This is a genomic window from Atlantibacter sp. MEI4A-1023, from assembly GCF_056155425.1.
In genome coordinates, this window is sequence record NZ_CM149568.1 from 2,748,794 (window position 1) to 2,770,166 (window position 21,373).

Annotated in this window: 22 protein-coding genes; 11 read left to right on the forward strand and 11 right to left on the reverse strand. The window is 56.0% G+C overall.

Annotated features, from left to right (window positions below; all coding sequences use genetic code 11):
* Positions 1-93 precede the first annotated feature (93 nt).
* From rsmF to ACVV26_RS13265, 3 genes are all read left to right on the forward strand, one after another.
* Positions 94-1,482, forward strand: a complete 1,389-nt coding sequence (rsmF, locus tag ACVV26_RS13255) for a 16S rRNA (cytosine(1407)-C(5))-methyltransferase RsmF (RefSeq protein WP_474801850.1) — start codon at positions 94-96, stop codon at positions 1,480-1,482.
* Positions 1,483-1,596: 114 nt separating this feature from the next.
* On the forward strand, positions 1,597-1,836 hold the full coding sequence (locus tag ACVV26_RS13260) for a YebV family protein (RefSeq protein ID WP_125291932.1): 240 nt from the start codon (positions 1,597-1,599) through the stop codon (positions 1,834-1,836).
* 107 nt (positions 1,837-1,943) lie between these two features.
* Positions 1,944-2,135: a YdfD/YebW family protein gene (locus ACVV26_RS13265; protein WP_474797517.1), complete on the forward strand. Its 192-nt coding sequence runs from the start codon at positions 1,944-1,946 to the stop codon at positions 2,133-2,135.
* Here the strand turns inward: ACVV26_RS13265 and ACVV26_RS13270 are convergent, their stop codons facing one another.
* Complete coding sequence (locus tag ACVV26_RS13270; protein WP_474797519.1) at positions 2,136-2,780, reverse strand: metallophosphoesterase; 645 nt, start codon at positions 2,778-2,780, stop codon at positions 2,136-2,138.
* Between the two features lie 63 nt (positions 2,781-2,843).
* Between ACVV26_RS13270 and ACVV26_RS13275 the strand changes: the two genes are divergently transcribed.
* The gene (locus tag ACVV26_RS13275) at positions 2,844-3,269 is read left to right on the forward strand and encodes a GNAT family N-acetyltransferase (protein ID WP_474797521.1); all 426 of its coding nucleotides are present in this window, start codon (positions 2,844-2,846) and stop codon (positions 3,267-3,269) included.
* Between the two features lie 662 nt (positions 3,270-3,931).
* Here ACVV26_RS13275 and ACVV26_RS13280 read toward each other — a convergent pair.
* Genes ACVV26_RS13280 through yobA form a run of 3 tightly spaced genes read right to left on the reverse strand, consistent with a single transcriptional unit; the run spans position 3,932 to position 5,547 of the window.
* Positions 3,932-4,270, reverse strand: a complete 339-nt coding sequence (locus ACVV26_RS13280; protein WP_474797524.1) for a YebY family protein — start codon at positions 4,268-4,270, stop codon at positions 3,932-3,934.
* Between the two features lie 25 nt (positions 4,271-4,295).
* On the reverse strand, positions 4,296-5,171 hold the full coding sequence (gene copD, locus ACVV26_RS13285) for a copper homeostasis membrane protein CopD (RefSeq protein WP_474797526.1): 876 nt from the start codon (positions 5,169-5,171) through the stop codon (positions 4,296-4,298).
* Between the two features lies 1 nt (position 5,172).
* Positions 5,173-5,547, reverse strand: coding sequence for a CopC domain-containing protein YobA (gene yobA, locus ACVV26_RS13290; protein WP_474797528.1), 375 nt, complete (start codon positions 5,545-5,547; stop codon positions 5,173-5,175).
* Between the two features lie 150 nt (positions 5,548-5,697).
* Here yobA and ACVV26_RS13295 point away from each other — a divergent pair, with 150 nt between their 5' ends.
* The 3 genes from ACVV26_RS13295 (at position 5,698) to exoX (ending at position 7,461) form a co-directional block, all read left to right on the forward strand.
* The gene (locus ACVV26_RS13295) at positions 5,698-5,928 is read left to right on the forward strand and encodes a DNA polymerase III subunit theta (protein WP_312985745.1); all 231 of its coding nucleotides are present in this window, start codon (positions 5,698-5,700) and stop codon (positions 5,926-5,928) included.
* Positions 5,929-6,043: 115 nt separating this feature from the next.
* A complete protein-coding gene (locus ACVV26_RS13300) occupies positions 6,044-6,769 on the forward strand; it encodes a carbon-nitrogen hydrolase family protein (protein ID WP_474797530.1) in 726 nt (241 codons plus the stop codon).
* A gap of 23 nt (positions 6,770-6,792) precedes the next feature.
* The gene (gene exoX / locus ACVV26_RS13305) at positions 6,793-7,461 is read left to right on the forward strand and encodes an exodeoxyribonuclease X (RefSeq protein ID WP_474797532.1); all 669 of its coding nucleotides are present in this window, start codon (positions 6,793-6,795) and stop codon (positions 7,459-7,461) included.
* Here exoX and ptrB read toward each other — a convergent pair.
* The 4 genes from ptrB to ACVV26_RS13325 form a co-directional block, all read right to left on the reverse strand.
* Positions 7,458-9,518 (reverse strand): oligopeptidase B, encoded by a 2,061-nt coding sequence (gene ptrB / locus ACVV26_RS13310; RefSeq protein WP_474797534.1) that lies wholly within the window; start codon positions 9,516-9,518, stop codon positions 7,458-7,460. The genes exoX and ptrB overlap by 4 nt on opposite strands.
* Before the next feature lie 82 nt (positions 9,519-9,600).
* Positions 9,601-10,257: a tellurite resistance TerB family protein gene (locus tag ACVV26_RS13315; protein WP_474797536.1), complete on the reverse strand. Its 657-nt coding sequence runs from the start codon at positions 10,255-10,257 to the stop codon at positions 9,601-9,603.
* 115 nt (positions 10,258-10,372) lie between these two features.
* Positions 10,373-10,717, reverse strand: coding sequence for a protein YebF (yebF, locus tag ACVV26_RS13320; RefSeq protein ID WP_312985775.1), 345 nt, complete (start codon positions 10,715-10,717; stop codon positions 10,373-10,375).
* Positions 10,718-10,820: 103 nt separating this feature from the next.
* The gene (locus ACVV26_RS13325) at positions 10,821-11,138 is read right to left on the reverse strand and encodes a YebG family protein (protein WP_312985773.1); all 318 of its coding nucleotides are present in this window, start codon (positions 11,136-11,138) and stop codon (positions 10,821-10,823) included.
* A 130-nt stretch (positions 11,139-11,268) separates the two neighbouring features.
* Between ACVV26_RS13325 and purT the strand changes: the two genes are divergently transcribed.
* Positions 11,269-12,447, forward strand: coding sequence for a formate-dependent phosphoribosylglycinamide formyltransferase (gene purT / locus ACVV26_RS13330; protein ID WP_474797538.1), 1,179 nt, complete (start codon positions 11,269-11,271; stop codon positions 12,445-12,447).
* Positions 12,448-12,493: 46 nt separating this feature from the next.
* Here purT and ACVV26_RS13335 read toward each other — a convergent pair whose 3' ends face one another.
* The 3 genes from ACVV26_RS13335 to zwf form a co-directional block, all read right to left on the reverse strand.
* On the reverse strand, positions 12,494-13,135 hold the full coding sequence (locus ACVV26_RS13335; RefSeq protein WP_474797541.1) for a bifunctional 4-hydroxy-2-oxoglutarate aldolase/2-dehydro-3-deoxy-phosphogluconate aldolase: 642 nt from the start codon (positions 13,133-13,135) through the stop codon (positions 12,494-12,496).
* Between the two features lie 39 nt (positions 13,136-13,174).
* Complete coding sequence (gene edd / locus ACVV26_RS13340) at positions 13,175-14,986, reverse strand: phosphogluconate dehydratase (protein ID WP_474797543.1); 1,812 nt, start codon at positions 14,984-14,986, stop codon at positions 13,175-13,177.
* A gap of 225 nt (positions 14,987-15,211) precedes the next feature.
* Positions 15,212-16,687, reverse strand: coding sequence for a glucose-6-phosphate dehydrogenase (gene zwf, locus ACVV26_RS13345; RefSeq protein ID WP_474797545.1), 1,476 nt, complete (start codon positions 16,685-16,687; stop codon positions 15,212-15,214).
* Positions 16,688-17,032: 345 nt separating this feature from the next.
* On the opposite strand from zwf, the gene ACVV26_RS13350 reads away from it, so the two are divergent.
* From ACVV26_RS13350 to ACVV26_RS13360, 3 genes are all read left to right on the forward strand, one after another.
* Positions 17,033-17,899, forward strand: coding sequence for a MurR/RpiR family transcriptional regulator (locus tag ACVV26_RS13350; protein ID WP_474797547.1), 867 nt, complete (start codon positions 17,033-17,035; stop codon positions 17,897-17,899).
* 130 nt (positions 17,900-18,029) lie between these two features.
* A complete protein-coding gene (gene pyk / locus ACVV26_RS13355) occupies positions 18,030-19,472 on the forward strand; it encodes a pyruvate kinase (RefSeq protein WP_125291916.1) in 1,443 nt (480 codons plus the stop codon).
* A gap of 330 nt (positions 19,473-19,802) precedes the next feature.
* Positions 19,803-21,347 (forward strand): PTS sugar transporter subunit IIA, encoded by a 1,545-nt coding sequence (locus tag ACVV26_RS13360; RefSeq protein ID WP_474797549.1) that lies wholly within the window; start codon positions 19,803-19,805, stop codon positions 21,345-21,347.
* Positions 21,348-21,373 lie beyond the last annotated feature (26 nt).

The window sequence follows — 21,373 nt, forward strand, 5'->3', positions numbered from 1 at the left end:
TTATGCTACACTGCGCGCCGTTAATTTTACCCCTGGGGCCAGTCTGTGGCGCAAATCCGTTCTGTTTATCTTCCCGACGAATTCCTTACCGTCATGCGCGATGCGATGCCTGCCGCGCTGTCCATGGAAAGCTTTATCGCATCCTGCCAGTGCCCGCTGCGCCGCAGTATTCGCGTCAATACGCTGAAAATTAGCGTCAGCGATTTCCTGGCGCTGGTATCGCCTTACGGTTGGCAGCTCAGCCCAATTCCGTGGTGCGAAGAAGGCTTCTGGATCGAGCGCGATGAAGAAGCCCTGCCGCTGGGCAGCACCGCAGAGCATCTCAGCGGCCTGTTTTATATTCAGGAAGCCAGCTCGATGCTGCCAGTGGCGGCGCTGTTTGCGGATAATCCCGAGGTAACACGGGTAATGGACGTTGCCGCCGCGCCAGGCTCCAAAACCACCCAAATCGCCGCGCGAATGAATCATCAGGGCGCGATCCTCGCCAATGAATATGCCGCCAGCCGGGTAAAAGTGCTGGCAGCGAACATCAGCCGCTGTGGCATCGAGAACGTGGCGCTGACCCACTTTGATGGCCGGGTATTTGGCGCGGCGCTACCGGAATGCTTCGATGCGATCCTGCTGGACGCCCCCTGCTCCGGCGAAGGTGTGGTGCGTAAAGATCCCGATGCCCTGCGCAACTGGTCTGTCGCCAGCAATCAGGAAATCGCCGCCACCCAGCGCGAGCTGATTGACAGCGCGTTTCACGCCCTGCGCCCAGGGGGCGCGCTTATTTACTCCACCTGCACCCTGAACCGCGAAGAAAATGAACAGGTGTGCCAGTGGCTACTGGAACGCTATCCTGACGCGGTTTGCGTTGAGCCGTTAGGCGACCTGTTTTCCGGCGCACAGCAGGCGTTAACCGCTGAAGGTTTCTTGCATGTTTTCCCGCAAATTTTCGATTGCGAAGGCTTCTTTGTGGCGCGATTGCGTAAAACCGCCGCCGTTCCTGCACTCGCTGCGCCAGGCTATAAAACCGGTAAATTCCCCTTCGCGCCCATGAAACCGAAAGAGGCGCAGGAGGTCATACGCGCTGCCGCAAGCGTAGGGCTTACATGGGATAAGCATCTACACTTATGGCTGCGCGATAAAGAAATCTGGTTATTCCCGGCGGACATCGAGCCGCTGATAGGCCAGGTGCGATTCTCGCGCATCGGCCTGAAGCTGGCGGAAACGTTCAATAAAGGGTACCGCTGGCAGCACGAAGCGGTGATCGCGTTAGGTGATGTTCACACCCACGGTTTCGCGTTAACCGCCCAGGAAGCGCAGGAGTGGTATCGCGGTCGCGATGTGTATCCGCAAACCGCGCCTGAGGCGAACGAAGTCATTGTGACTTATCAGGATCAACCGCTGGGGCTGGCGAAAAAAATCGGCTCGCGCTTAAAGAACAGCTATCCGCGTGAACTGGTGCGCGATGGCAAGCTCTTCGCCGACGAGATTTAATTAGCCTAAAAAATAATCGCGATAAACTTGCGCTTTTGCTGTTCCTTGTCCAGGCTAAAAAATGGCGACTTTACTGGTCGTACCACCTGCCCTGTAATGATGATGGAGAGCACTATGACTAAGACCAGCGTTAAAATCGGCACCTTTGAGATCGATGATGCGGAACTGAGCGGCGAGCAACCGGGTGAACGTACCTTAACTATCCCATGTAAATCTGACCCGGACCTGTGCATGCAGCTTGATGCATGGGATGCGGAAACCAGCATTCCGGCGGTACTTAACGGCGAACACTCTGTCCTCTATCGTAAACACTATGACGAAAATTCTGATGCCTGGGTGATGCGTTTTGCCTGATCCCGACATGAGCCCGTCGCCTGAGACGGGTTATTCTTCCCCGTTTGGTTTGCCCTTCGCGCCCTGTCCCCTACAATTACCCTAAACGTTCTAATATTGGGGATGCGATGTTCGCACTGGTTTTATTTGTTTGTTATCTGGACGGTGGCTGTAACGATATCGTCGTTGACGTTTTTAATACTGAAAAACAGTGTATGCGCGCGATGGATGAACAACGGCTGCGGCATGGCGGCTGTTTCCCGGTGGAAGATTTTATTGATGGCTTCTGGACCCCTGCCCAGGAGTACAGCGATTTTTAGCTACTGGACCCGCAGTAAGGTCAGCCGGTTGCCGAAAACGGCGCCGGTGTCGATATAGTGCAGGTTCCCGCAATCAAGACAGTCATTTAACGGTGTATGCCCAAAGTAAAACGCATCCGCCCCGCTGATTGACTCATCACGTCCTTTGATACACCGCGATAACCGTTCCCGGCTCCAGAGAACCGGCGTGCGCTTCACCGGCTGCTGCCAGGCATACTGGTCGGCGGGATAATCCGCGTGGGCGACCACAATTCGCTGGCTGGCGCATTGCAATTCGATAATTAGCGGGAAATCGCGCAGCCGTTGCAGTTGCGCCTCGACGCGCTTACGCGCCGCGCTATTAAGCGTGGTGAACCAGTTGCCGCCGTTGAGATACCATAAGGCGTAATCGCCCGATTCCAGCGCATCCAGTGCCATGGCTTCATGATTACCTAACACGCAGCGGAACCAGCGCCGCTCGGTTAATGCCAGGCAGCCCGGACTGTTGTCCCCGCGGTCGATGAGATCGCCGACGCTTATCACCAAATCCTGCCACGGGTCGAAATGTGCCTCGCGTAATGCCTGGGCAAACTGTCGCAGGCAACCGTGTAAATCGCCCACGATATAGATGGCCCGCCATTCGCTGGCCTCGATACGTTGATACATCTCTCCTCCTGTGAACAGCTAAAGTATAGTGTGCGTACACATAGCAGTCTGAAAGGAAGTTCGATGCGCATACGCCCTGTCAGCGATGAAGAGATTGTTCTGCTCCACCAGCAGATCCCTGAACTGTTTCCGATGGAAAGCGCCGGGGAAATTAAGAGGAGGACGCAGGGGAAAAACGTCCTCGCGCTGGCGGCGCAATGTGAACAGCAGGACGCGGGATACGCCTTAGGATACTGGGTTACGCCCCGGCAATTTTATTACTGGCTGGGTGGCGTCAAGCCCGCTTTTCGCCGTCAGGGCATCGGCGCGTTTCTGCTTAAAGAGCTTGAGCAGCGGGTTATGGCGCAGGGAGGCAGCGAAATAAGCGTGAAAAGTATGAACCGTTATCCGGCGATGTTAATCCTGTTGATTCGTCACGGTTACCAGATTACAGCGCTAACGGGCGACGATGCCGAACGGCAGAAAATCCATTTTATGAAGCGTTTTTGACGGTTACCGGAACTTATAAGCACCCATCTGGCGTATGGACACTCTCAAAACATAAAAAAGCCTGCTTTTTGCAGGCTTTTTTATGTCCCTTCCGGCGCTTATCTCCGGCGCTCATCAGTATGGCGTTAGCTCTGTAAGGGATAAATCGCACTCTAGCCCATCAGATAATTCCGATCAAGCTGACCGCTAAGCCAAATTTTCGTTATTTGATCCAGATTCCAGATTATTTGCTGGCGGAGCCAGCCCATCACTCTTTAGAAACTTACTGGTAGCATTTAACTTACAGATTCTTAAACAGGACAAAAAAGCTCTGGACGCTGCCGGGGTTGTCTGTGGTATGGTTTATGGCATTCACAGGCGGCGAAATTTGCCACGGACTGAGGCGGCATCGCGACAGGCTTATGAATCAAAGGGATAAAAAAAGACCGAATACGATTCCTGTATTCGGTCCAGGGAAATGGCTCTTGGGAGAGAGCCGTGCGCTAAAAGTTGGCATTAATGCAGGCTGAAATCGCCTTGCCCTTTAAGAATAGATTACGATGTCAGGTTTTCCAGTCCGCGACAAAAGTGGCCCAAAAAAATTCCTCACGTAACGTAATCACTTAATAAAAACCCGCAGCCCGTGTTCCACGGATCTGCGGTTTTTTTATGCCCGGTTGCGGTTAACAGAGCGTTTTGGCTTTCTCGATAAACGGTGCCAGGCTCTTTTTCTCGCCAGGTTTTGCCGGGTCGTCTACCTGGATCACGCTAATTGGCTGCCCCGTAGTTTTGCCGACTTTGACCTGCGCCATCGCTTCGTCATTGATCGGGTATTGCATCAGCGTGGCAGGATTAATCACGAACAGCGCGTTGCCCGGACGGCAAGTCAGCATCACCTCTTCGCGGTTAAACGCCCAGTTATCTTTGCCCATCTCGAAACGGCTTACCGTAATAATCTGCGGCGCAGCGGCAGCCGTTCCCGCGCAGGCCAGTAATAGCAGTGAAAGTACTGTTTTTCTCATCGTAAACTCGCATACAAAATCACGGTTAAACAGGCTCCCAGGTTGCGAACAGGCTGACGCAGGCCACCACTAGTAAGCTCAGGATCCATTCTATTTTGGTCAGGGTGATAAACCGCCGTTGCGCCGTGCCCGCTGTCTGGCTAAAGCGCGGCACCAGCGCGTAGCGGTTATACAACGCAATCGCCACCATCATTGCCACTAAGGCGGCTTTCACCCACAGCATGATCAGATATCGGGTCTCTACAGGCCAGGGCCAACCGGCAATCAGCAGCGTGTTGACGATCCCCGTGAGGATCGCTAACGCGACGGCAAGGTGACCATAGCGCGAAAAACGCATCATGGCGAGAATTGCACCCTCCCGCCAGCGCGGCTTCTGCGCCAGCCGCATGCACACTAATAATGGCAGCAAGCCCCCCATCCACCAGGCGGCGGAAAGCAGGTGGATGGCGTGGTTAATTTGCTGGAGCGCGCCGCGCGCGCCTTCCGCCATCACCGCGTGCCCTACCCCCGCCAGCAGGACAACCTGGCCGATTAGCAGCACCATCAGCAGTGCGCCAACCCGGTAAGGCCTGAGCAGTAACACCACCAGCGAGATGACGCTGAGAATGATTTGCCATAGCCAGACGCCGCCAAACTGCGTGGTTAATACCGCCTGCCAGATAGCGGGCGAAACCACATCCGCCCAGCCCCCCGCCATCATTCCGCCCTGGATGCCGAGCATTAACGTCGCGCTCACCAGGCTGGCGACCAGCGCAACGCGCCACCCTCGCCAAACCCGCCGCGCCAGCACGGGCTTAAACGCGCCGGGAGCCAGCCAACAGGTGCTGATTGCGCAACCCAGCGCCAGTATTAACGCCGCAAAATGAATGAACCGCAGCGTAACCCAGGTGGCAACCAGCATGTTATTTCACGCTAAAATGGTAGCTGCCTTTGGTTTTATGCCCATCCACCGACACGACATGCCAGTCGACCTGATATTGCCCCGCAGGTAACTGGGCGCTTAACGGCACAATCAGCTGTTTATTGTCCTCTGCCGCCAGTTTGGCTTTGCCGGTTTCCAGCTTTTGCTTTTCCGGCCCAGTCAGGGTAATGCCACTGAATGCCGGTTCGATCCCTTCCGAAAAATTCAGCGTCAACGCCTGTGGCGCGGAATCCATGACGGCATCCGCCGCCGGATACTGGTGCTTAAGATGCGCATGGGCCCAGACAGCAGGCGCGGCGACCAGTGACGCAGTAACGGTAAGGGCGCAAAGAAGACGAGATGCGGTGAAAGCCATATAAATCATTCCTTTTCGTTATGTCTGTGGCGCAAAGAATAACCTCGCAGCCCCCTCAAGTCGAGTCAGCATGGCACGTCACGACACAGAAACACTTGTCATCCAGGCGATGAGCAAGTACCTTTCCGCCAGTTACAACAGGAGTCGTCTATGAAGCACAATCTTGCTCAACTTCCCCAGGAAGAAATGGATAAAGTGAACGTTGATTTGGCTGCGGCGGGCGTGGCGTTTAAAGAGCGCTATAACATGCCGATCATTGCCGAAGCCGTCGAGCGCGAGCAGCCTGAAGCGTTACGCGGCTATTTTCGCGAGCGTCTGATCGCGCATCGTCTGGCCTCCGTAAATCTGTCCCGGATGCCCTGGGAACCAAAATCGAAATAAGCCTTACGGTCCGTTACGCTTCCTTACAATGTAAATGCTAATATTTCTGCGCCAGTCACTACATTCCGCGAGTGATTGCGCAAAATATAGCGAATTCATCTACAAGGGAGCCATTATGCCAACATGGAATGTTGCCGCCGCGCAATACGCGCCGCATCCTGATAACGTAGCCGCGAATGTTTCACACCATCTGAAGTTTATTACCACCGCCGCCAGTGAACGGATCGACGTTTTACTGTTCCCGGAGTTTTCCCTGACCGGGTTTCCTTCACCTGATTCGTCACCGGTACGCGCCGATTTGCCGCTTTTCGAGCCTATTTGTCTGGCGGCACAACGACACAGGATGACGATTATCGCCGGGTTGTCTCTGGCCACGCCGGAGGGGACGTTATCCGCAGGTTTGATTTTCCTGCCTGATGGAACGCGCCAGCTGTGCCTGCCACCCCATACGCAACCTCTGCGCGAAATACAGGGTTTACCGATACTGCACGACAGGATCATCGGCACCGGTTCACAACGGATCGCCCTTGCCATAAACCATTCGCAACCTGAAGATGTGTGGACGCGCAAAGAAGCCAGCTTGTATATGTGCGGGCACTTCATTTCCGAACTCTCGTGGAACGCTGAGGTGGTGGATATGCAGTATTGCGCCTTTGAAAATCATATCGCCGTATTGCAGGTAAACCCAGCAGGCGCCCCCGATAACCAACCTGCCGTGGGCCGCAGCGCCTGCTGGGATGAACAAGGCCAGCTTGTCGTCCGCGCTGAAGCGGGAGAACTGCTGGTTGTCGCCCGCCGCAAAGACAACGGTTGGCACGGCGAGGTCATTCCATTACGCTAGCACTTTAGTTAAGAGAGTCTGACATGCTGCGAGTGATCGATACGGAAACCTGCGGGTTACAGGGCGGAGTGGTGGAAATCGCTTCGGTGGATATTGTTGACGGCCAAATCGTTAACCCGATGAGCGACCTGGTGCGCCCGGATCGTCCTATCAGCCATCAGGCCATGGCAATCCATCGTATTACTGAAGCGATGGTCGCGGATAAACCGGAACTGGAATTCGTGTTGCCCAACTACCTCGGCAGCGCGTTTTACGTTGCCCACAATGCCGATTTTGATAGCCGGATGCTGCCTGACATGGGCGGCGAGTGGATTTGCACCATGAAGATGGCGCGCCGTCTGTGGAACTGGCCCGGCATTAAATACAGCAATATGGGGCTGTATAAAGCGCGCCGCTTAGAGGTTGATACGCCGCCCGATTTGCACCATCACCGCGCGCTGTATGATTGCTACATCACTGCCGCGTTATTGCTGGATATCATGCAGGAAACTCACTGGACGCCAGAGGAAATGGTCACCATTACCGGTCGCCCGACCCTGATGACCACGTTTAAGTTTGGCAAATACCGCGGCGAGTCAGTAAGCGATATTGCTGAGCGCGATCCCGGCTATCTGCGCTGGATGCTCAAGAATATCAAAGAGATGACCCCGCAACTGCGCCTGACGCTGAAACACTACCTCGGGGAGGATTAATGCCCCGCTTTCGCGCCCAGCGTCCCCTGCGTTAACCCAATTAAAAATGAAAATTCCAGCGCCACGCCTTCGTAGGATTTGAATCGTCCTGATTTCCCGCCGTGGCCGGAATCCATCTCGGTACACAACAGCAGCAGGCTGTCATCGGTTTTATATTCCCGCAGTTTTGCGACCCATTTCGCCGGCTCCCAGTACTGAACCTGGGAATCATGCAGCCCGGTAGTGACCAGCAAATGCGGGTACTTCTGATGCGTGACCTGGTCGTAAGGGCTGTAGCTCTTCATATAGTGGTAGTAGGTTTCGTCCTGCGGATTGCCCCACTCCTCAAATTCCCCGGTGGTCAGCGGGATCGACTCGTCCAGCATGGTAGTGACCACATCAACAAACGGCACCTGGGCGATAGCGCCGTGGAACAGGTCCGGGCGCATATTTATCGCCGCGCCAATCAACATGCCGCCAGCGCTGCCGCCCATGCCGAATAAGTAGCGCGGATCGCCATAACCCTGCGCAAGCAGCGCTTCGCACACGTCGATATAATCGTTAAAGGTATTTTTCTTATTCAAAAACTTACCGGCCTCATACCACTGCTGTCCCAGTTCGCCGCCGCCTCGAATATGGGCGATAGCGTAGACGAAGCCGCGATCGAGCAGGCTCAGGCGGCTGGAGCTGAAATCGGCATCCATGCAGCTGCCGTACGAACCATAGCCGTACACCAGCAGCGGATTGGCGCCGCGCTGGAAGTGTTTTTTGTGATAAACCAGCGATACCGGGACTTCTACCCCATCGCGCGCCTTGATCCATAAATGCTCGCTGCGGTAATCGGCTGAATCAAAACCGTCGATTTCCGTTTGTTTCAGCACCCGCCGCTCGCCGGTATCCATATCCAGTTCGAATAACGTATCCGGCGTGGTCATGGAGGAGTAGCCGTAGCGTAATTTCGCCGTTTCCGGTTCCGGGTTATAAGCAAGCCAGGTCACATAAGCCGGGTCGTCGAACGCGATACCGGTTACTTCGCGGGTTTTACGGTTGATTTGCCGCAGGCTGGTCAGGCCGCGCTGGCGCTCCTCCACTACCAGCCAGTCGGTGAATAGTGTAAAGCCCTCCAGCATAATGTGCTCGCGCGCGGGGATCAGCGTTTCCCATTTTTCCTCCTTGCGGACCGTACTGCGATACAGCCCGAAGTTTTTACCGTCACGGTTGGAACGCATGTAGAAACGGTGCTGATAGTGATCCACGGAATACTCGTGGTCTTTACGCCGCCTCAGGAAACAACTGGGCTCCGCGTCTGCCAACTCCGCGTCCAGTAGCCACACTTCGCTGGTGGTCGCGCTGGAGAGAAAAATATTGATGAAATGCTGTGAAGTTGTTTTGTACAGGCTGACATAGAACGTTTCATCACGTTCTTCGTAGATCAACTCATCTTCGCTGGAAGGCGAGCCCACGGTATGCCGCCACACCTGATACGGGAGTAACGTTTTGGCGTGCTTTTTGACGTAATAAAGGGTGCGGGAATCGTTGGCCCAGGCGACTTCAGGCGCGACATGCTCAATCAGCTCCGGATACCAGTTGCCGGTTTCCAGATTGCGAAAGCGCAGGCCGTACTGGCGACGGGACAGGTAATCTTCCGCCAGCACCATCGTGGTGTTATCCGGGGTAATTGCCAGCGCACCCAGGGTATAAAACTCGCTGTGCGACGCACGCTGATTGGCATCCAGCAACACGTCCCAGGGGTCCCGTTCTGATGACATCACCGACTGGCGCTGATAAATCGGATACTCACACCCCACATCGTAAAACTGGCGGTAGCGATAGCCATTTTTAACGTAAGGCGCAGACGCATCGCGCTGCGGAATGCGCGCAATCATCTCTTTGAGTAACTGTTCTTCCAGTGCCTGCTGGCTGGCCATGACCCGCCGCCCGTAATCGTTCTCCTGGTGGAGATACTCAAGCACTTCAGAATCGGACCGGTCATCATCGCGCAGCCAGTAATAATTATCGGTACGCGTATCGCCATGCAGGGTCATGGTGTGGGGTACTGCTTTTGCTTTTGGTGGCATAACGCTCAACTTTTAGGTTAACACCCTTATAAGGTTGGCAAAAACCCCGCGCCTTGCAAGCGTAACGCCACCAAACCAGGCGTTATCCTGGTGAAACGTCCCGTTTGCTGACCGCGATATCGCGCTCCACGTCGGCGCGAACATCGTCGGGAATGCCCAGCGCATCACCCAGCGCGTTCAGGTAGCTGCGCTCCATAAAGTGATCGGCGTTGATGGCGGCACAGCTGAGGAAATAGAGCTCCAGCGCCTCTTCTTCGTTCTGGATCCCCTCGGCAAGACGCGCCGGATCGAGGGGTTGATCGAGGGCCTGTTCAACGAATGCGCGGCCTTCGTCTTCGATACCGGCATCGCGCAGATGTTGGTCAATCGCCTGACGCTCCTCGTCGTCAATGTGTCCATCGCTTTTCGCGGCGAACACCAGCGCCAGAATTAACCGTTCGGTTCGCTTATCAATGGGCGACGCCTGTTGACCGTACTGGGGTTGATCCTGGTGGGCTGCCCGGATACGGTCTTGGTATTTATTCCATAATACCGTGCCGGCTACCGCGCCGCCGCCAGCGAGCAGCGCGCCGCCACCGAATTTCGCCAGCAGCTTGCGTGAGGATTTATTTGCTACCAGCAGCCCTGCCAGGCCACCCAACGCGCCAGGGCTAAGCAGTTTCGATAACCCTTGCCCCTGCGATAACCCTTTACCCTGTTCCCCCAGCAGTGACTGGAGATGTTTAAGCCAGTTCGCCATATGTACTCCCACAGTAAAAGTCTCACTTGTGAGCGTAAGCGAGGGGATGTCAAGAAGTGTGGGGACAGGCTAAGGAAAGGAAAATAAACGGCAAGGGCCAGGCCCTTGCGCGTGATTAAGGACGGTATTCTGCCGTCTGTTTTTTGCAATCAACTTGCACAGTGTAATGAATGTCGGCTCGCATGCCGCGTACCGTCAGGGGGACGGTCCATTTATCATCGCCGCCTTTCACGGCTTCAGGATTGACCCAGGCGACCGGATCGGCCTGGCCGAGTTTTTCCTGGTCGTCTGCCCAGCGGGCAATGCGGTTCTGGAGATAGTCGCGTTTCACGCTGGCTGAAATACCTTGCGCATCCAACCCTTCACAGCCGGTAAACTTCACATTGCGAGATTCCTGGGGCGCGGCATGCAGCCCCACGGAAAATAGCGCCACCAGCGCCAGTAGCCCTTTTTTCATCAGATGCCCTCCGTTGTTAATACCACAGAAAGCCTGGTACAAAACAACCGAAGCGCAAGGGATGATGGCGCGTGTCCCGGTGAAAAGTGCAGCTGAACCGACGGGCTTATGCCGCTTTCGATTTACGCCCGCTGGCGATCGCTTCCACTTTCGGGTCGGCGTCCGGCTTTACGTCGGTTGCGCCTTCCTGCGGCATTTGCCCGGTACGCAGAACCTGCGCCAGGGTATCTTTGTGTTCAGCCAGCCACAGTGACAGCGGCTCAAGCTGGGTTTCCTCAAGGTTTACCGGCGCGCTTTGCAGCCAGGACTCAAGGGTCTGTGCTAAGTCGAGCATTTTGTCGTATGCGTCGGCTTCTTTTTTGTTGGCAAAAGACATTTTCTCTTTCCCTTCCCTGACCACAACGTAGTGAATTTCAACAGCCATCATGATGCCTCTTTAACTGGATATGCATACAGTATATCAGAGCCTGAAAGAAAAATCAAAATCGCGCACCTGCCTGCGCAATCGTTTTCGTATATACTGGCGGCCTCTTTTTTGGTCCAGGAATCTCGTTATGTTGACAGTAGGAACCGCGCTTCGCCCGGCAGCCACCCGCGTGATGCTGCTCGGCTCAGGGGAATTAGGCAAAGAAGTGGCGATTGAATGCCAGAGGCTCGGTCTTGAAGTGATCGCCGTAGACAGATATCCCAACGCCCCGGCCATGCATGTCGCCCATCGCAGTTACGCAATAAACATGCTGGATGGCGCGGCGTTGAAAGCGCTGGTCGAGCAGGAAAAGCCTGACTTCATCGTGCCGGAAATCGAAGCTATCGCCACCGATACGCTGATTGAATTAGAGCAGCAGGGCCAGCGCGTTGTACCCTGCGCCCGCGCCGCTAAACTCACCATGAACCGTGAAGGCATTCGCCGCCTGGCGGCAGAAGAGCTGGGTCTGCCGACGTCGGCCTACCGCTTTGCCGATAGCGAAAGCGATTTCCTGGCGGCGGTGGACGAGATCGGCCTGCCGTGCATTGTCAAGCCGGTGATGAGCTCCTCCGGCAAGGGCCAAAGCTTTATTCGCCAGCGGGAACAGCTGGCAGACGCATGGCAGTACGCCCAACAGGGTGGCCGCGCCGGGGCTGGAAAAGTGATCGTCGAAGGTGTGGTGAATTTTGATTTTGAAATCACCCTGCTGACCGTGAGCGCCGTGGACGGCGTGCACTTCTGCGCACCGGTGGGCCATCGCCAGCAAGACGGCGATTATCGCGAATCCTGGCAGCCGCAGCAGATGAGCGAACTGGCGCTGAAGCGCGCCCAGGACGTGGCGAAAAAAGTGGTGCTGGCATTAGGCGGCTATGGCCTGTTCGGGGTCGAGCTGTTTGTCTGCGGCGATGAGGTGGTATTTAGCGAAGTGTCGCCCCGCCCGCACGATACCGGCATGGTGACGCTGATCAGTCAGGATCTGTCAGAGTTCGCCCTGCATGTGCGCGCGTTTTTAGGCTTGCCCGTGGGCGGCATTCGTCAGTACGGCCCTGCCGCATCGGCGGTGATCCTGCCGCAGCTGACCAGCAATAACGTGCGTTTTAGCAATATTGACGCCGCCGTGGGGGCCGGGGTGCAGGTACGGTTATTTGGCAAGCCGGATATTCAGGGATCGCGCCGTCTGGGCGTGGCGCTGGCCTGCGCAGAAGATGTTGAAACCGCCATCGAACGCGCTACAGCCGCAGCGTCGGCGGTGCAGGTAGAAGGCTAAAACAAAAAAGGCAGGCTTGCGCCTGCCTTCTCTTCACGTCAACCGCTTACTGCTGCGCGCCTTCTACTGCTTCGCGCGCCAGTTTAGTGATGCGATCCCAGTCGCCCGCTTCCATCGCGTCTGCCGGTACCAGCCAGGAGCCGCCGATGCACAGCACGCTTTTCAGTGCCAGGTAATCACGATAGTTAGCCGGGGTGATGCCGCCGGTCGGGCAGAAACGCACCTGGGAGAACGGGCCAGCAATGGCCTGTAGCGCTTTGGTGCCGCCGTTGGCTTCTGCCGGGAAGAATTTGAACTCTTTCAGGCCGTAATCCATACCCAGCATCAGTTCAGAAACGGTGCTGATACCCGGGATCAACGGGATGGAGCCTTCGGTTGCGGCTTTCAGCAACGGCTCGGTCAGACCCGGGCTGATGGCGAACTGCGCGCCCGCTTCGGTCACGTCCGCCAGTTGAGCCGCGTTGATCACGGTGCCCGCGCCGATGATTGCGTCCGGCACTTCTTTGGCGATGGCGCGGATAGCATCCATAGCGCACGGGGTACGCAGGGTCACTTCCAGCACGCGCACACCACCTGCGATCAGCGCTTTTGCCAGCGGTACGGCATGTTCCAGTTTGTTAATCACAATTACCGGCACAACCGGACCGGATTTCAGGATCTGTTCAGCACTAGTTTTCCAGCTTTTCATCAGAGCATCTCTCTCGCCATAGTGAATTCAGTGAAGCCTTTAAAAACGAATACAGGTTGCGCCCTGCTCGGCGCCGGACAAATTCTCGCGCAATGCGCCGAACATCTCACGGCCGGTGCCCACGCGTTGCGGGCTAAGGTCCGGCTGGAACGGCGCGCGTTGGGCCAGTTCCGCTTCATCGACCAGTAGCGTCAGCTCGCCCGTTTGTCCATTTACGCGGATCGGGTCGCCATTGCGTACTTTCGCCAGCAAGCCGCCGTCGTAAGCTTCTGGCGTGACATGGATGGCAGAAGGCACTTTGCCGGACGCGCCGGAGAGGCGGCCATCGGTCACTAACGCAATTTTGAAACGGCGGTCCAATAATACACCAAGCGGAGGCATAAGTTTATGTAATTCTGGCATCCCGTTAGCTTTTGGCCCCTGATGGCGCACCACTACTACGCAATCTTTATCCAGAAGGCCCGCTTCGAACGCCGGCAACACGTCATGCTGGCTCTCAAACACCACCGCTGGCGCTTCGATAATCTGGTATTCCTGCGGGACGGCGGAGGTTTTCATCACCGCGCGGCCCAGGTTGCCGCTCAGCACTTTGGTGCCGCCGTGGGCGGAGAACGGTTTGTCGATGCTGGCAATCACGTCGCTATCCAGCGACGCCGCTGCGCCGTCGCGCCATTGCAGTTCGCCATTGTTCAGCCAGGGTTCGAGGGTATAGCGTTTTAAGCCGTGGCCCACCACGGTTTCCACATCTTCGTGCAGTAAGCCGCCTTTCAGCAGTTCGCGCATCAGCACCGGTACACCGCCCGCCGCCTGGAAGTGGTTGATGTCCGCCGGACCGTTGGGATATAAACGCGCCAGCAGCGGCACCACGGCGGAGAGATCGGAGAAATCATCCCAGTTAATGATAATGCCTGCCGCGCGCGCCATCGCCACCAGGTGCATGGTGTGGTTGGTCGAGCCGCCGGTCGCCAGTAGCGCGACAATACCGTTAACCACCACTTTTTCGTCGATCATTTTACCAAGCGGCATCCAGCTATTGCCGTTACCGGTCAGGCGCGTCACCTGGCGGGCCGCCGCCGCGGTCAACGCTTCACGCAGCGGCGCATCTGGTTGAACGAAGGAAGAACCCGGCAATTGCATGCCCATAAATTCCACCACCATCTGGTTTGTGTTGGCGGTGCCGTAAAACGTACAGGTGCCCGGCGCGTGATACGACGCCGCTTCCGACTCCAGCAACGCCATGCGATCGACTTTTCCTTCAGCGTAAAGCTGGCGGATGCGCACTTTTTCTTTATTAGGCAGCCCGCTCGCCATCGGGCCAGACGGCACAAACACCGACGGCAGATGACCAAACGACAGCGCCGCCATCGCCAGCCCCGGGACGATTTTATCGCACACGCCGAGGAACAGTGCGCCGTCGAACATATTGTGCGACAGGCCCACGGCAGCGGACATGGCGATCACTTCGCGGCTCAGCAGGGAAAGCTCCATCCCGTCCTGCCCCTGAGTGACCCCATCGCACATGGCCGGAACGCCGCCCGCCACCTGGCCGACGGCATTAACCGTGTGCAGCGCTTTGCGGATTTGGTCGGGATAGGTCTCGTACGGCTGATGGGCGGAAAGCATATCGTTGTAGGACGTGATGATGCCGATATTGTTACGCAGCATACTCTTGAGCGCGGCTTTATCTTCCGGCTGGCAGGCGGCGAAGCCGTGGGCCAGGTTGCCGCAGGCTAACTCGGCGCGATGCACGGTTTTGGACTTCGCTGCCTCGATGCGGGAGAGGTAGGCCTCGCGGGTGGCTTTCGAGCGCGCGACAATGCGATTTGTTACCCGTAACATTTCTGGATTCATAACGGTCCTCATCATTTATTTGCATAGGGGGCCTGATTTATTCACCTTTCCGTTACGGCTGATTAACGGGGGACAGGCCCGGCAAGGGCATAATCGTTTCAGTCAGTGTAAATAAAAAAGCCCCGTGGGTGAATCCGCACGGGGCGTTAAAATGCAAAAAAGTATAAACCTGATGCCGCAGATCATGTTACCGGTAAAATAACCCTTAAGGATGAGGGTTCCCGGTTATTCGAACTCATTCCAGGAGCGGCCATCGCGGGTGATCATCGCCACCGATGCCACCGGGCCCCAGGTGCCTGCCTGATACGGTTTCGGCGCGTCGTTATCGGCAGCCCAGGCTTCGGTAATGGAGTCGACCCATTTCCACGCCTCTTCCACTTCATCGCGGCGCACGAACAGCGCCTGGATACCACGCATGGTTTCCAGCAACAGGCGCTCGTAGGCGTCCGCCAGATGCGACTCGTTGAAAGTTTCGGAGTAGCTCAGGTCCAGCTTGGTGGTTTGCAGGTTGTGCTTGTGATCCAGGCCCGGCACTTTATTGAGGATCTGAATATCCACGCCCTCATCCGGTTGCAGACGAATGGTCAGTTTGTTCTGCGGGAGATCCTGCCAGGAGTCTTTGAACAGGTTCAGCGCCGGGTTTTTGAAGTAAACAACGACTTCAGAACATTTGGTCGGTAAGCGCTTGCCGGTACGCAGATAGAACGGCACGCCCGCCCAACGCCAGTTGTCGATGTCCACGCGGATAGCCACGAAGGTCTCGGTGCTGCTGGATTTGTTGGCGCCCTCTTCTTCCAGGTAACCCGGCACTTTCTGGCCCTGGGCAAAGCCTGCGGTGTACTGCCCGCGCACGGTTTTTTCACGGACATTGCTGCGGTCGATGCGGCGCAGGGATTGCAGCACTTTCACTTTCTCATCGCGGATATGGTCCGCAGTCAGGTCGGACGGCGGCGACATGGCGATCATGCACAGGATTTGCAGCAGGTGGTTCTGGATCATATCGCGCATCTGGCCCGCCTGGTCGAAATACCCCCAGCGTCCTTCAATGCCTACCTCTTCCGCCACGGTGATTTCCACGTGATCGATGGTGCGGTTATCCCAGTTATTGGCGAACAGGGAGTTGGCGAAGCGCAGCGCCAGCAGGTTGAGCACCGTCTCTTTACCCAGATAGTGGTCGATACGGTAAACCTGGCACTCTTCAAAATACTCGCCCACCTGGTCATTAATTTCGCGGGAGGTTTCCAGCGAGGTGCCGAGCGGTTTTTCCATTACTACACGCGCCGGTTTGGCGTTGAGCCTGGCTTCGCCCAGCCCTTTGCAGATTGCGCCGAAGGTGCTTGGCGGCATGGCAAAGTAGTTAATGGTGACGCGGTTTTGCTGGTCAAGCAGTTTGCCGAGACGGGTAAACGCGGCGGTATCATTGACGTCGAGATTGCAGAAGTCGAGGCGGCTGCTGAGTTTGTCCCAGAGTCCTTCGTTGATCTTCTCTTTCATGAAGGTTTCTAACGCTTCACGAACGATTTTGGTATAGGTCTCTTTATCCCAGTCCGCGCGGCCAACACCAAGAATGCGAGTGTCAGGGTGGATTTGGCCTGCTTTTTCCAGCTGGTACAGGGAAGGCAGCAGTTTTCGACGCGCGAGGTCGCCCTTTGCGCCGAAAATGACCAGGTCACATGCCTGGGCTGTTTGCGTTACCGCCATGTCATTCTCCTCGTTTGAATGATCCTGGTTCTGAGCCAGGTTATCTGTAATTTTCTTACACCGCACTCTACTGCTTTTAATGGGTTTCTGAAACCTTTCTGCATTAACGCCACTATACCGGGTTTTGGCGTGCCGCTTTTTCCGTATGGTGCCAGCATCCTGCTCTGTTTTTACATAATGAAACCGCTTAACAAAATCAGACACGGATCAAGGTATGAAAAAAAACAACGACATTTTTGGTCATTTGTCTCTTCCCGTGAGTGCTCAGGAGTATATTCTTGCTAATTCGCTTTCCGGTTTCATCACTTTTAGAAATCGCTTTTTTCCATGAGTTAATGATAAATCATGAATATGCTGGAAAAAATCCAGTCGCAACTGGAACAATTAAGCAAATCTGAACGCAAAGTCGCTGAAGTGATCCTCACCTCTCCCTCGCGGGCCATTCACCTCAGTATCGCCCGTCTGGCGAACATTGCCGGCGTAAGCGAGCCGACGGTCAACCGTTTCTGCCGTAGCCTTGACACCAAAGGTTTCCCCGATTTTAAACTCCATCTGGCGCAAAGTCTGGCAAACGGCACCCCGTATGTGAACCGCAACGTCGATGAAGATGATAGCGTTGAAGCCTATACCGCGAAAATTTTCGAATCTGCCATGGCGAGCCTCGATCACGTGCGCCAATCGCTGGATATGAACGCGGTCAATCGCGCAGTAGACCTACTCACCCAGGCAAAACGCATTGCCTTTTTTGGGCTCGGTTCGTCAGCGGCGGTGGCTCACGACGCCATGAACAAATTTTTCCGCTTCAATGTACCGGTGATCTATTCCGATGACATCGTGGTACAACGCATGAGCTGTATGAATTGTAGCGCCGACGATGTGGTGGTGCTGATTTCCCACACCGGGCGCACTAAAAATCTGGTGGAACTGGCGCAGCTGGCGCGTGAAAACGATGCCATGGTGTTAGCGATTACCTCCGCCGGAACGCCCCTTGCCCGGGAAGCGACACTTGCATTATTGCTGGATGTTCCAGAAGATACGGATATTTACATGCCGATGGTATCCCGTTTGGCCCAGTTGACGTTGATTGACGTGCTTGCAACCGGTTTCACGTTGCGGCGCGGGGCGAAATTCAGGGATAACTTGAAGCGAGTCAAGGAAGCGTTGAAGGAATCGCGGTTTGATAAGGAACTGTACGTTCCTGACAACAAATAGCCTTGTTGAGATAAGAAAGCTGTACTTATAAAACCATTCGGCTATGGTTTTGGCTGCGCCAGCTGGCGTGCCCGCCTGCCGAGTTTATGTTCACGCAACACCAAAGTTGTTTCAGTCAACGGAGTATTACATGTCCAGACGGCTTCGCAGAACCAAAATCGTTACCACGTTAGGCCCGGCAACGGATCGTGACAATAACCTGGAAAAGGTGATTACCGCCGGCGCTAACGTTGTACGAATGAATTTCTCCCACGGCACTCCTGAAGACCACAAATTACGTGCAGACAAAGTCCGCGAAATCGCGGCCAAACTGGGTCGTCATGTCGCCATCCTGGGTGACCTCCAGGGCCCTAAAATTCGTGTATCGACCTTCAAAGAAGGCAAAGTTTTCCTCAATATCGGCGACAAATTCTTGCTCGACGCCAACCTGGGTAAAGGTGAAGGCGATAAAGAAAAAGTCGGTATTGACTACAAAGGCCTGCCCGCTGACGTGGTGCCGGGCGACATCCTGCTGCTCGACGACGGTCGCGTGCAGTTAAAAGTCCTGGAAGTCCAGGGCATGAAAGTGTTTACCGAAGTCACCGTTGGCGGCCCGCTGTCCAACAACAAAGGCATCAACAAACTCGGCGGCGGCCTGTCGGCTGAAGCGCTGACTGAAAAAGACAAAGCCGATATCCTCACTGCCGCGCAGATCGGCGTGGATTATCTGGCGGTCTCCTTCCCGCGCTGCGGCGAAGACCTGAACTATGCGCGCCGCTTAGCACGTGACGCGGGCTGTAACGCGAAAATCGTCGCCAAAGTGGAACGTGCGGAAGCGGTATGCGATCTGGACGCGATGGACGATATCATCAACGCTTCTGACGTGGTGATGGTTGCCCGTGGCGACCTGGGCGTGGAAATCGGCGACCCGGAGCTGGTGGGTATCCAGAAAACCCTGATCCGCCGCGCCCGTAAGCTGAACCGCGCGGTGATCACCGCCACCCAGATGATGGAGTCGATGATCACGAACCCGATGCCGACCCGTGCGGAAGTGATGGACGTGGCAAACGCCGTGCTCGATGGCACCGATGCGGTGATGCTGTCTGCGGAAACCGCAGCAGGCCAGTACCCGGCGGAAACCGTGGCGGCGATGGCACGCGTGTGCCTCGGCGCAGAAAAAATCCCGAGTATCAACGTCTCCAAACACCGTCTGGATGTACAGTTCGATAATGTCGAAGAAGCGATCGCCATGTCCGCCATGTACGCGGCGAACCACCTGAAAGGCGTGACCGCAATCCTGACCATGACCGAATCTGGCCGTACCGCGCTGATGACCTCGCGCATCAGCTCCGGTCTGCCAATTTTCGCCATGTCTCGCCATGAGCACACCCTGAACCTGACGGCGCTGTACCGCGGCGTAACCCCGGTGTACTTCGACAGTGAAAACGAAGGCGTGGCGGCGGCGCACGATGCGGTCACTCTGCTGCGTGATAAAGGCTATCTGGTTTCCGGCGACCTGGTTATCGTTACCCAGGGCGATGTGATGGGCACCATCGGCAGCACCAATACCACACGAATCCTGACGGTTGAATAATCAAACCCTTCGCTAAACGTAAGGGCTTCCTGAAAAGGAAGCCTTTTTTTATTTCAGCGGGTTGTCGGCCTCATTGCTTATTACACTTAAAATTTGTGACCCATATCGCAAATCTCATTCCTGCGGGGCGCCTGTCAAAATGCCGTGAAAACAACGGCCTGTGAATATCATCGTTATGACATGAATATGACAAATGTCACAAATTCACAATCAGGTCACTATTTTTAAGAAAAGGCCTCTTTTTTGCTATACAAACTCTGAACGGAACCATGAAAGATAGAGGCAACGCCTATGATCAACAGCCCCGGCGGGCTTCAGGAGTCAAGTAATATGGAGATAACCTGGCAATGCGAACTCAGCGAGGGCATCCACGCCAGGCCTGCCGGGCATATCGCGCGTTTGTGCAACGCATTTCAGGCCGATATCCGCTGGCATAACCGCCGTTCCGGGCTGGATGGCAGTGCCAAAAGCGCACTGTCGCTGGTGGCCACCGATACCTTACCGGGCGATAACTGCCGGATAACGCTTAAAGGACCCGACGCGCCGGCCGCCGCAGCCCAGCTTTTCGAACTGCTAAAAAACCTGCCCGTTTTCGCCGCCGTTCTGGAACCCGCCAGCGCCCCCATGACCGGTGTTCTCCCCCGCTGTTTACAGGAGCTGCACCCCGACTACCTGCAAGGCACCCGCGTCAGCGCCGGTATCGCCATCGCCAGGCCCGTGGTGATGCAGGGCTTGACGTTTGATGAGCTGATGGCGCGCAATCCTGGCGATCTCGATACGCCAGATAACGAAAAGCGGCGGCTAAGCGAGGGGTTGAACGCGCTGCGCAGGGAACTGGAAGCGGCGCTGGACACCACCCACGGCATTGAGCGCGACCTGACGGAAGCCCACCTGGCGTACATTACCGACCGCGCATTTTGGGACGCGATGGTCGACCATATCGATAACCGCATGAACGGGTGGTCGGCGATTATTTCCGCCGCGCGGGATTTCAGCGCTGTGTTTGAGCGCTCCGCCAGCCACTATATCCAGGAGCGAACGCTGGATATTCTGGATATTGCCACCCAACTGCTGAGCGCCCTGTACGGTGCGCCATCGTTGATGCAGCCACATCTGGCGCTGACCCAGCCGTCGATCCTGTTCGCTACCACCCTGACGCCCAGCCAGTTTATCGCCATCGATAAACAACACCTCGCGGGGCTGGTGCTGGCATCAACCGGTAAAACCTCGCACACCGCGATCCTGGCGCGTTCGATGGGCATCCCGACGCTGGCGGATATCGATTTTTCAGCGATCGATTTTACCGCGCCGCGCGACATGGTGCTGGATGGCGAACCGGGGATTTTGATCGCCAGCGCGAGTGAAAAAGTCCTGCGCTATTACCGCCATGAGGCTGAGGTGCTACGGCAAACGCGCCAGCCGCTCACCGATCGCGCATTAATTACGCCGGACGTTATCCAGTGGGGTCTGGACGCGCAGGATAAAAACGAAGTGATTAAAAAGATGGTGGACAATTTGTGGCTGCTCCAGCGTACCGATTCGCGGGATGCGCTTTGCCAGGATATCTGGGCCAGGGAAGTGCCCTTCCCCACCGTCGTCGGCTCCGGGTTTGCTATTCCTCATGCGCAAACCGACGCCATTAACGCCTCCACCATCAGCGTCGCCACCCTCAACCAGCCGGTGGCCTGGGGCGGTGTGCAGGTGGACACGGTATTTATGCTGACCATCAGCCGGTCTGCGGCGCGCAACGAACATATGAAGTACTTTTCTACCCTTGCGCGGCTACTGATGGATGATGAATTCGTTGCGCAGATCCAGAAGGCCGCAACGCCAGCCGCGCTGTACCAGCTAATTTTTAACGCGCTGGCGCTCTAGCGTGCTGACACCGGTAACGAGGCGGA

What these genes read in the sequence shown, in the direction of transcription:
- copD (WP_474797526.1), bottom strand. Translation starts at nt 5,171, where the DNA reads ATGCTGGTTGCCACCTGGGTTACGCTGCGGTTCATTCATTTTGCGGCG.
- ptrB (WP_474797534.1), bottom strand. Translation starts at nt 9,518, where the DNA reads ATGCCACCAAAAGCAAAAGCAGTACCCCACACCATGACCCTGCATGGC.
- zwf (WP_474797545.1), bottom strand. Translation starts at nt 16,687, where the DNA reads ATGGCGGTAACGCAAACAGCCCAGGCATGTGACCTGGTCATTTTCGGC.
- ACVV26_RS13265 (WP_474797517.1), top strand. Translation starts at nt 1,944, where the DNA reads ATGTTCGCACTGGTTTTATTTGTTTGTTATCTGGACGGTGGCTGTAAC.
- ACVV26_RS13350 (WP_474797547.1), top strand. Translation starts at nt 17,033, where the DNA reads ATGAATATGCTGGAAAAAATCCAGTCGCAACTGGAACAATTAAGCAAA.
- ACVV26_RS13270 (WP_474797519.1), bottom strand. Translation starts at nt 2,780, where the DNA reads ATGTATCAACGTATCGAGGCCAGCGAATGGCGGGCCATCTATATCGTG.
- ACVV26_RS13300 (WP_474797530.1), top strand. Translation starts at nt 6,044, where the DNA reads ATGCCAACATGGAATGTTGCCGCCGCGCAATACGCGCCGCATCCTGAT.
- exoX (WP_474797532.1), top strand. Translation starts at nt 6,793, where the DNA reads ATGCTGCGAGTGATCGATACGGAAACCTGCGGGTTACAGGGCGGAGTG.
- ACVV26_RS13275 (WP_474797521.1), top strand. Translation starts at nt 2,844, where the DNA reads ATGCGCATACGCCCTGTCAGCGATGAAGAGATTGTTCTGCTCCACCAG.
- ACVV26_RS13360 (WP_474797549.1), top strand. Translation starts at nt 19,803, where the DNA reads ATGGAGATAACCTGGCAATGCGAACTCAGCGAGGGCATCCACGCCAGG.
- purT (WP_474797538.1), top strand. Translation starts at nt 11,269, where the DNA reads ATGTTGACAGTAGGAACCGCGCTTCGCCCGGCAGCCACCCGCGTGATG.
- rsmF (WP_474801850.1), top strand. Translation starts at nt 94, where the DNA reads ATGCGCGATGCGATGCCTGCCGCGCTGTCCATGGAAAGCTTTATCGCA.
- edd (WP_474797543.1), bottom strand. Translation starts at nt 14,986, where the DNA reads ATGAATCCAGAAATGTTACGGGTAACAAATCGCATTGTCGCGCGCTCG.
- pyk (WP_125291916.1), top strand. Translation starts at nt 18,030, where the DNA reads ATGTCCAGACGGCTTCGCAGAACCAAAATCGTTACCACGTTAGGCCCG.
- ACVV26_RS13325 (WP_312985773.1), bottom strand. Translation starts at nt 11,138, where the DNA reads ATGGCTGTTGAAATTCACTACGTTGTGGTCAGGGAAGGGAAAGAGAAA.
- ACVV26_RS13260 (WP_125291932.1), top strand. Translation starts at nt 1,597, where the DNA reads ATGACTAAGACCAGCGTTAAAATCGGCACCTTTGAGATCGATGATGCG.
- ACVV26_RS13315 (WP_474797536.1), bottom strand. Translation starts at nt 10,257, where the DNA reads ATGGCGAACTGGCTTAAACATCTCCAGTCACTGCTGGGGGAACAGGGT.
- ACVV26_RS13295 (WP_312985745.1), top strand. Translation starts at nt 5,698, where the DNA reads ATGAAGCACAATCTTGCTCAACTTCCCCAGGAAGAAATGGATAAAGTG.
- yobA (WP_474797528.1), bottom strand. Translation starts at nt 5,547, where the DNA reads ATGGCTTTCACCGCATCTCGTCTTCTTTGCGCCCTTACCGTTACTGCG.
- ACVV26_RS13280 (WP_474797524.1), bottom strand. Translation starts at nt 4,270, where the DNA reads ATGAGAAAAACAGTACTTTCACTGCTATTACTGGCCTGCGCGGGAACG.
- ACVV26_RS13335 (WP_474797541.1), bottom strand. Translation starts at nt 13,135, where the DNA reads ATGAAAAGCTGGAAAACTAGTGCTGAACAGATCCTGAAATCCGGTCCG.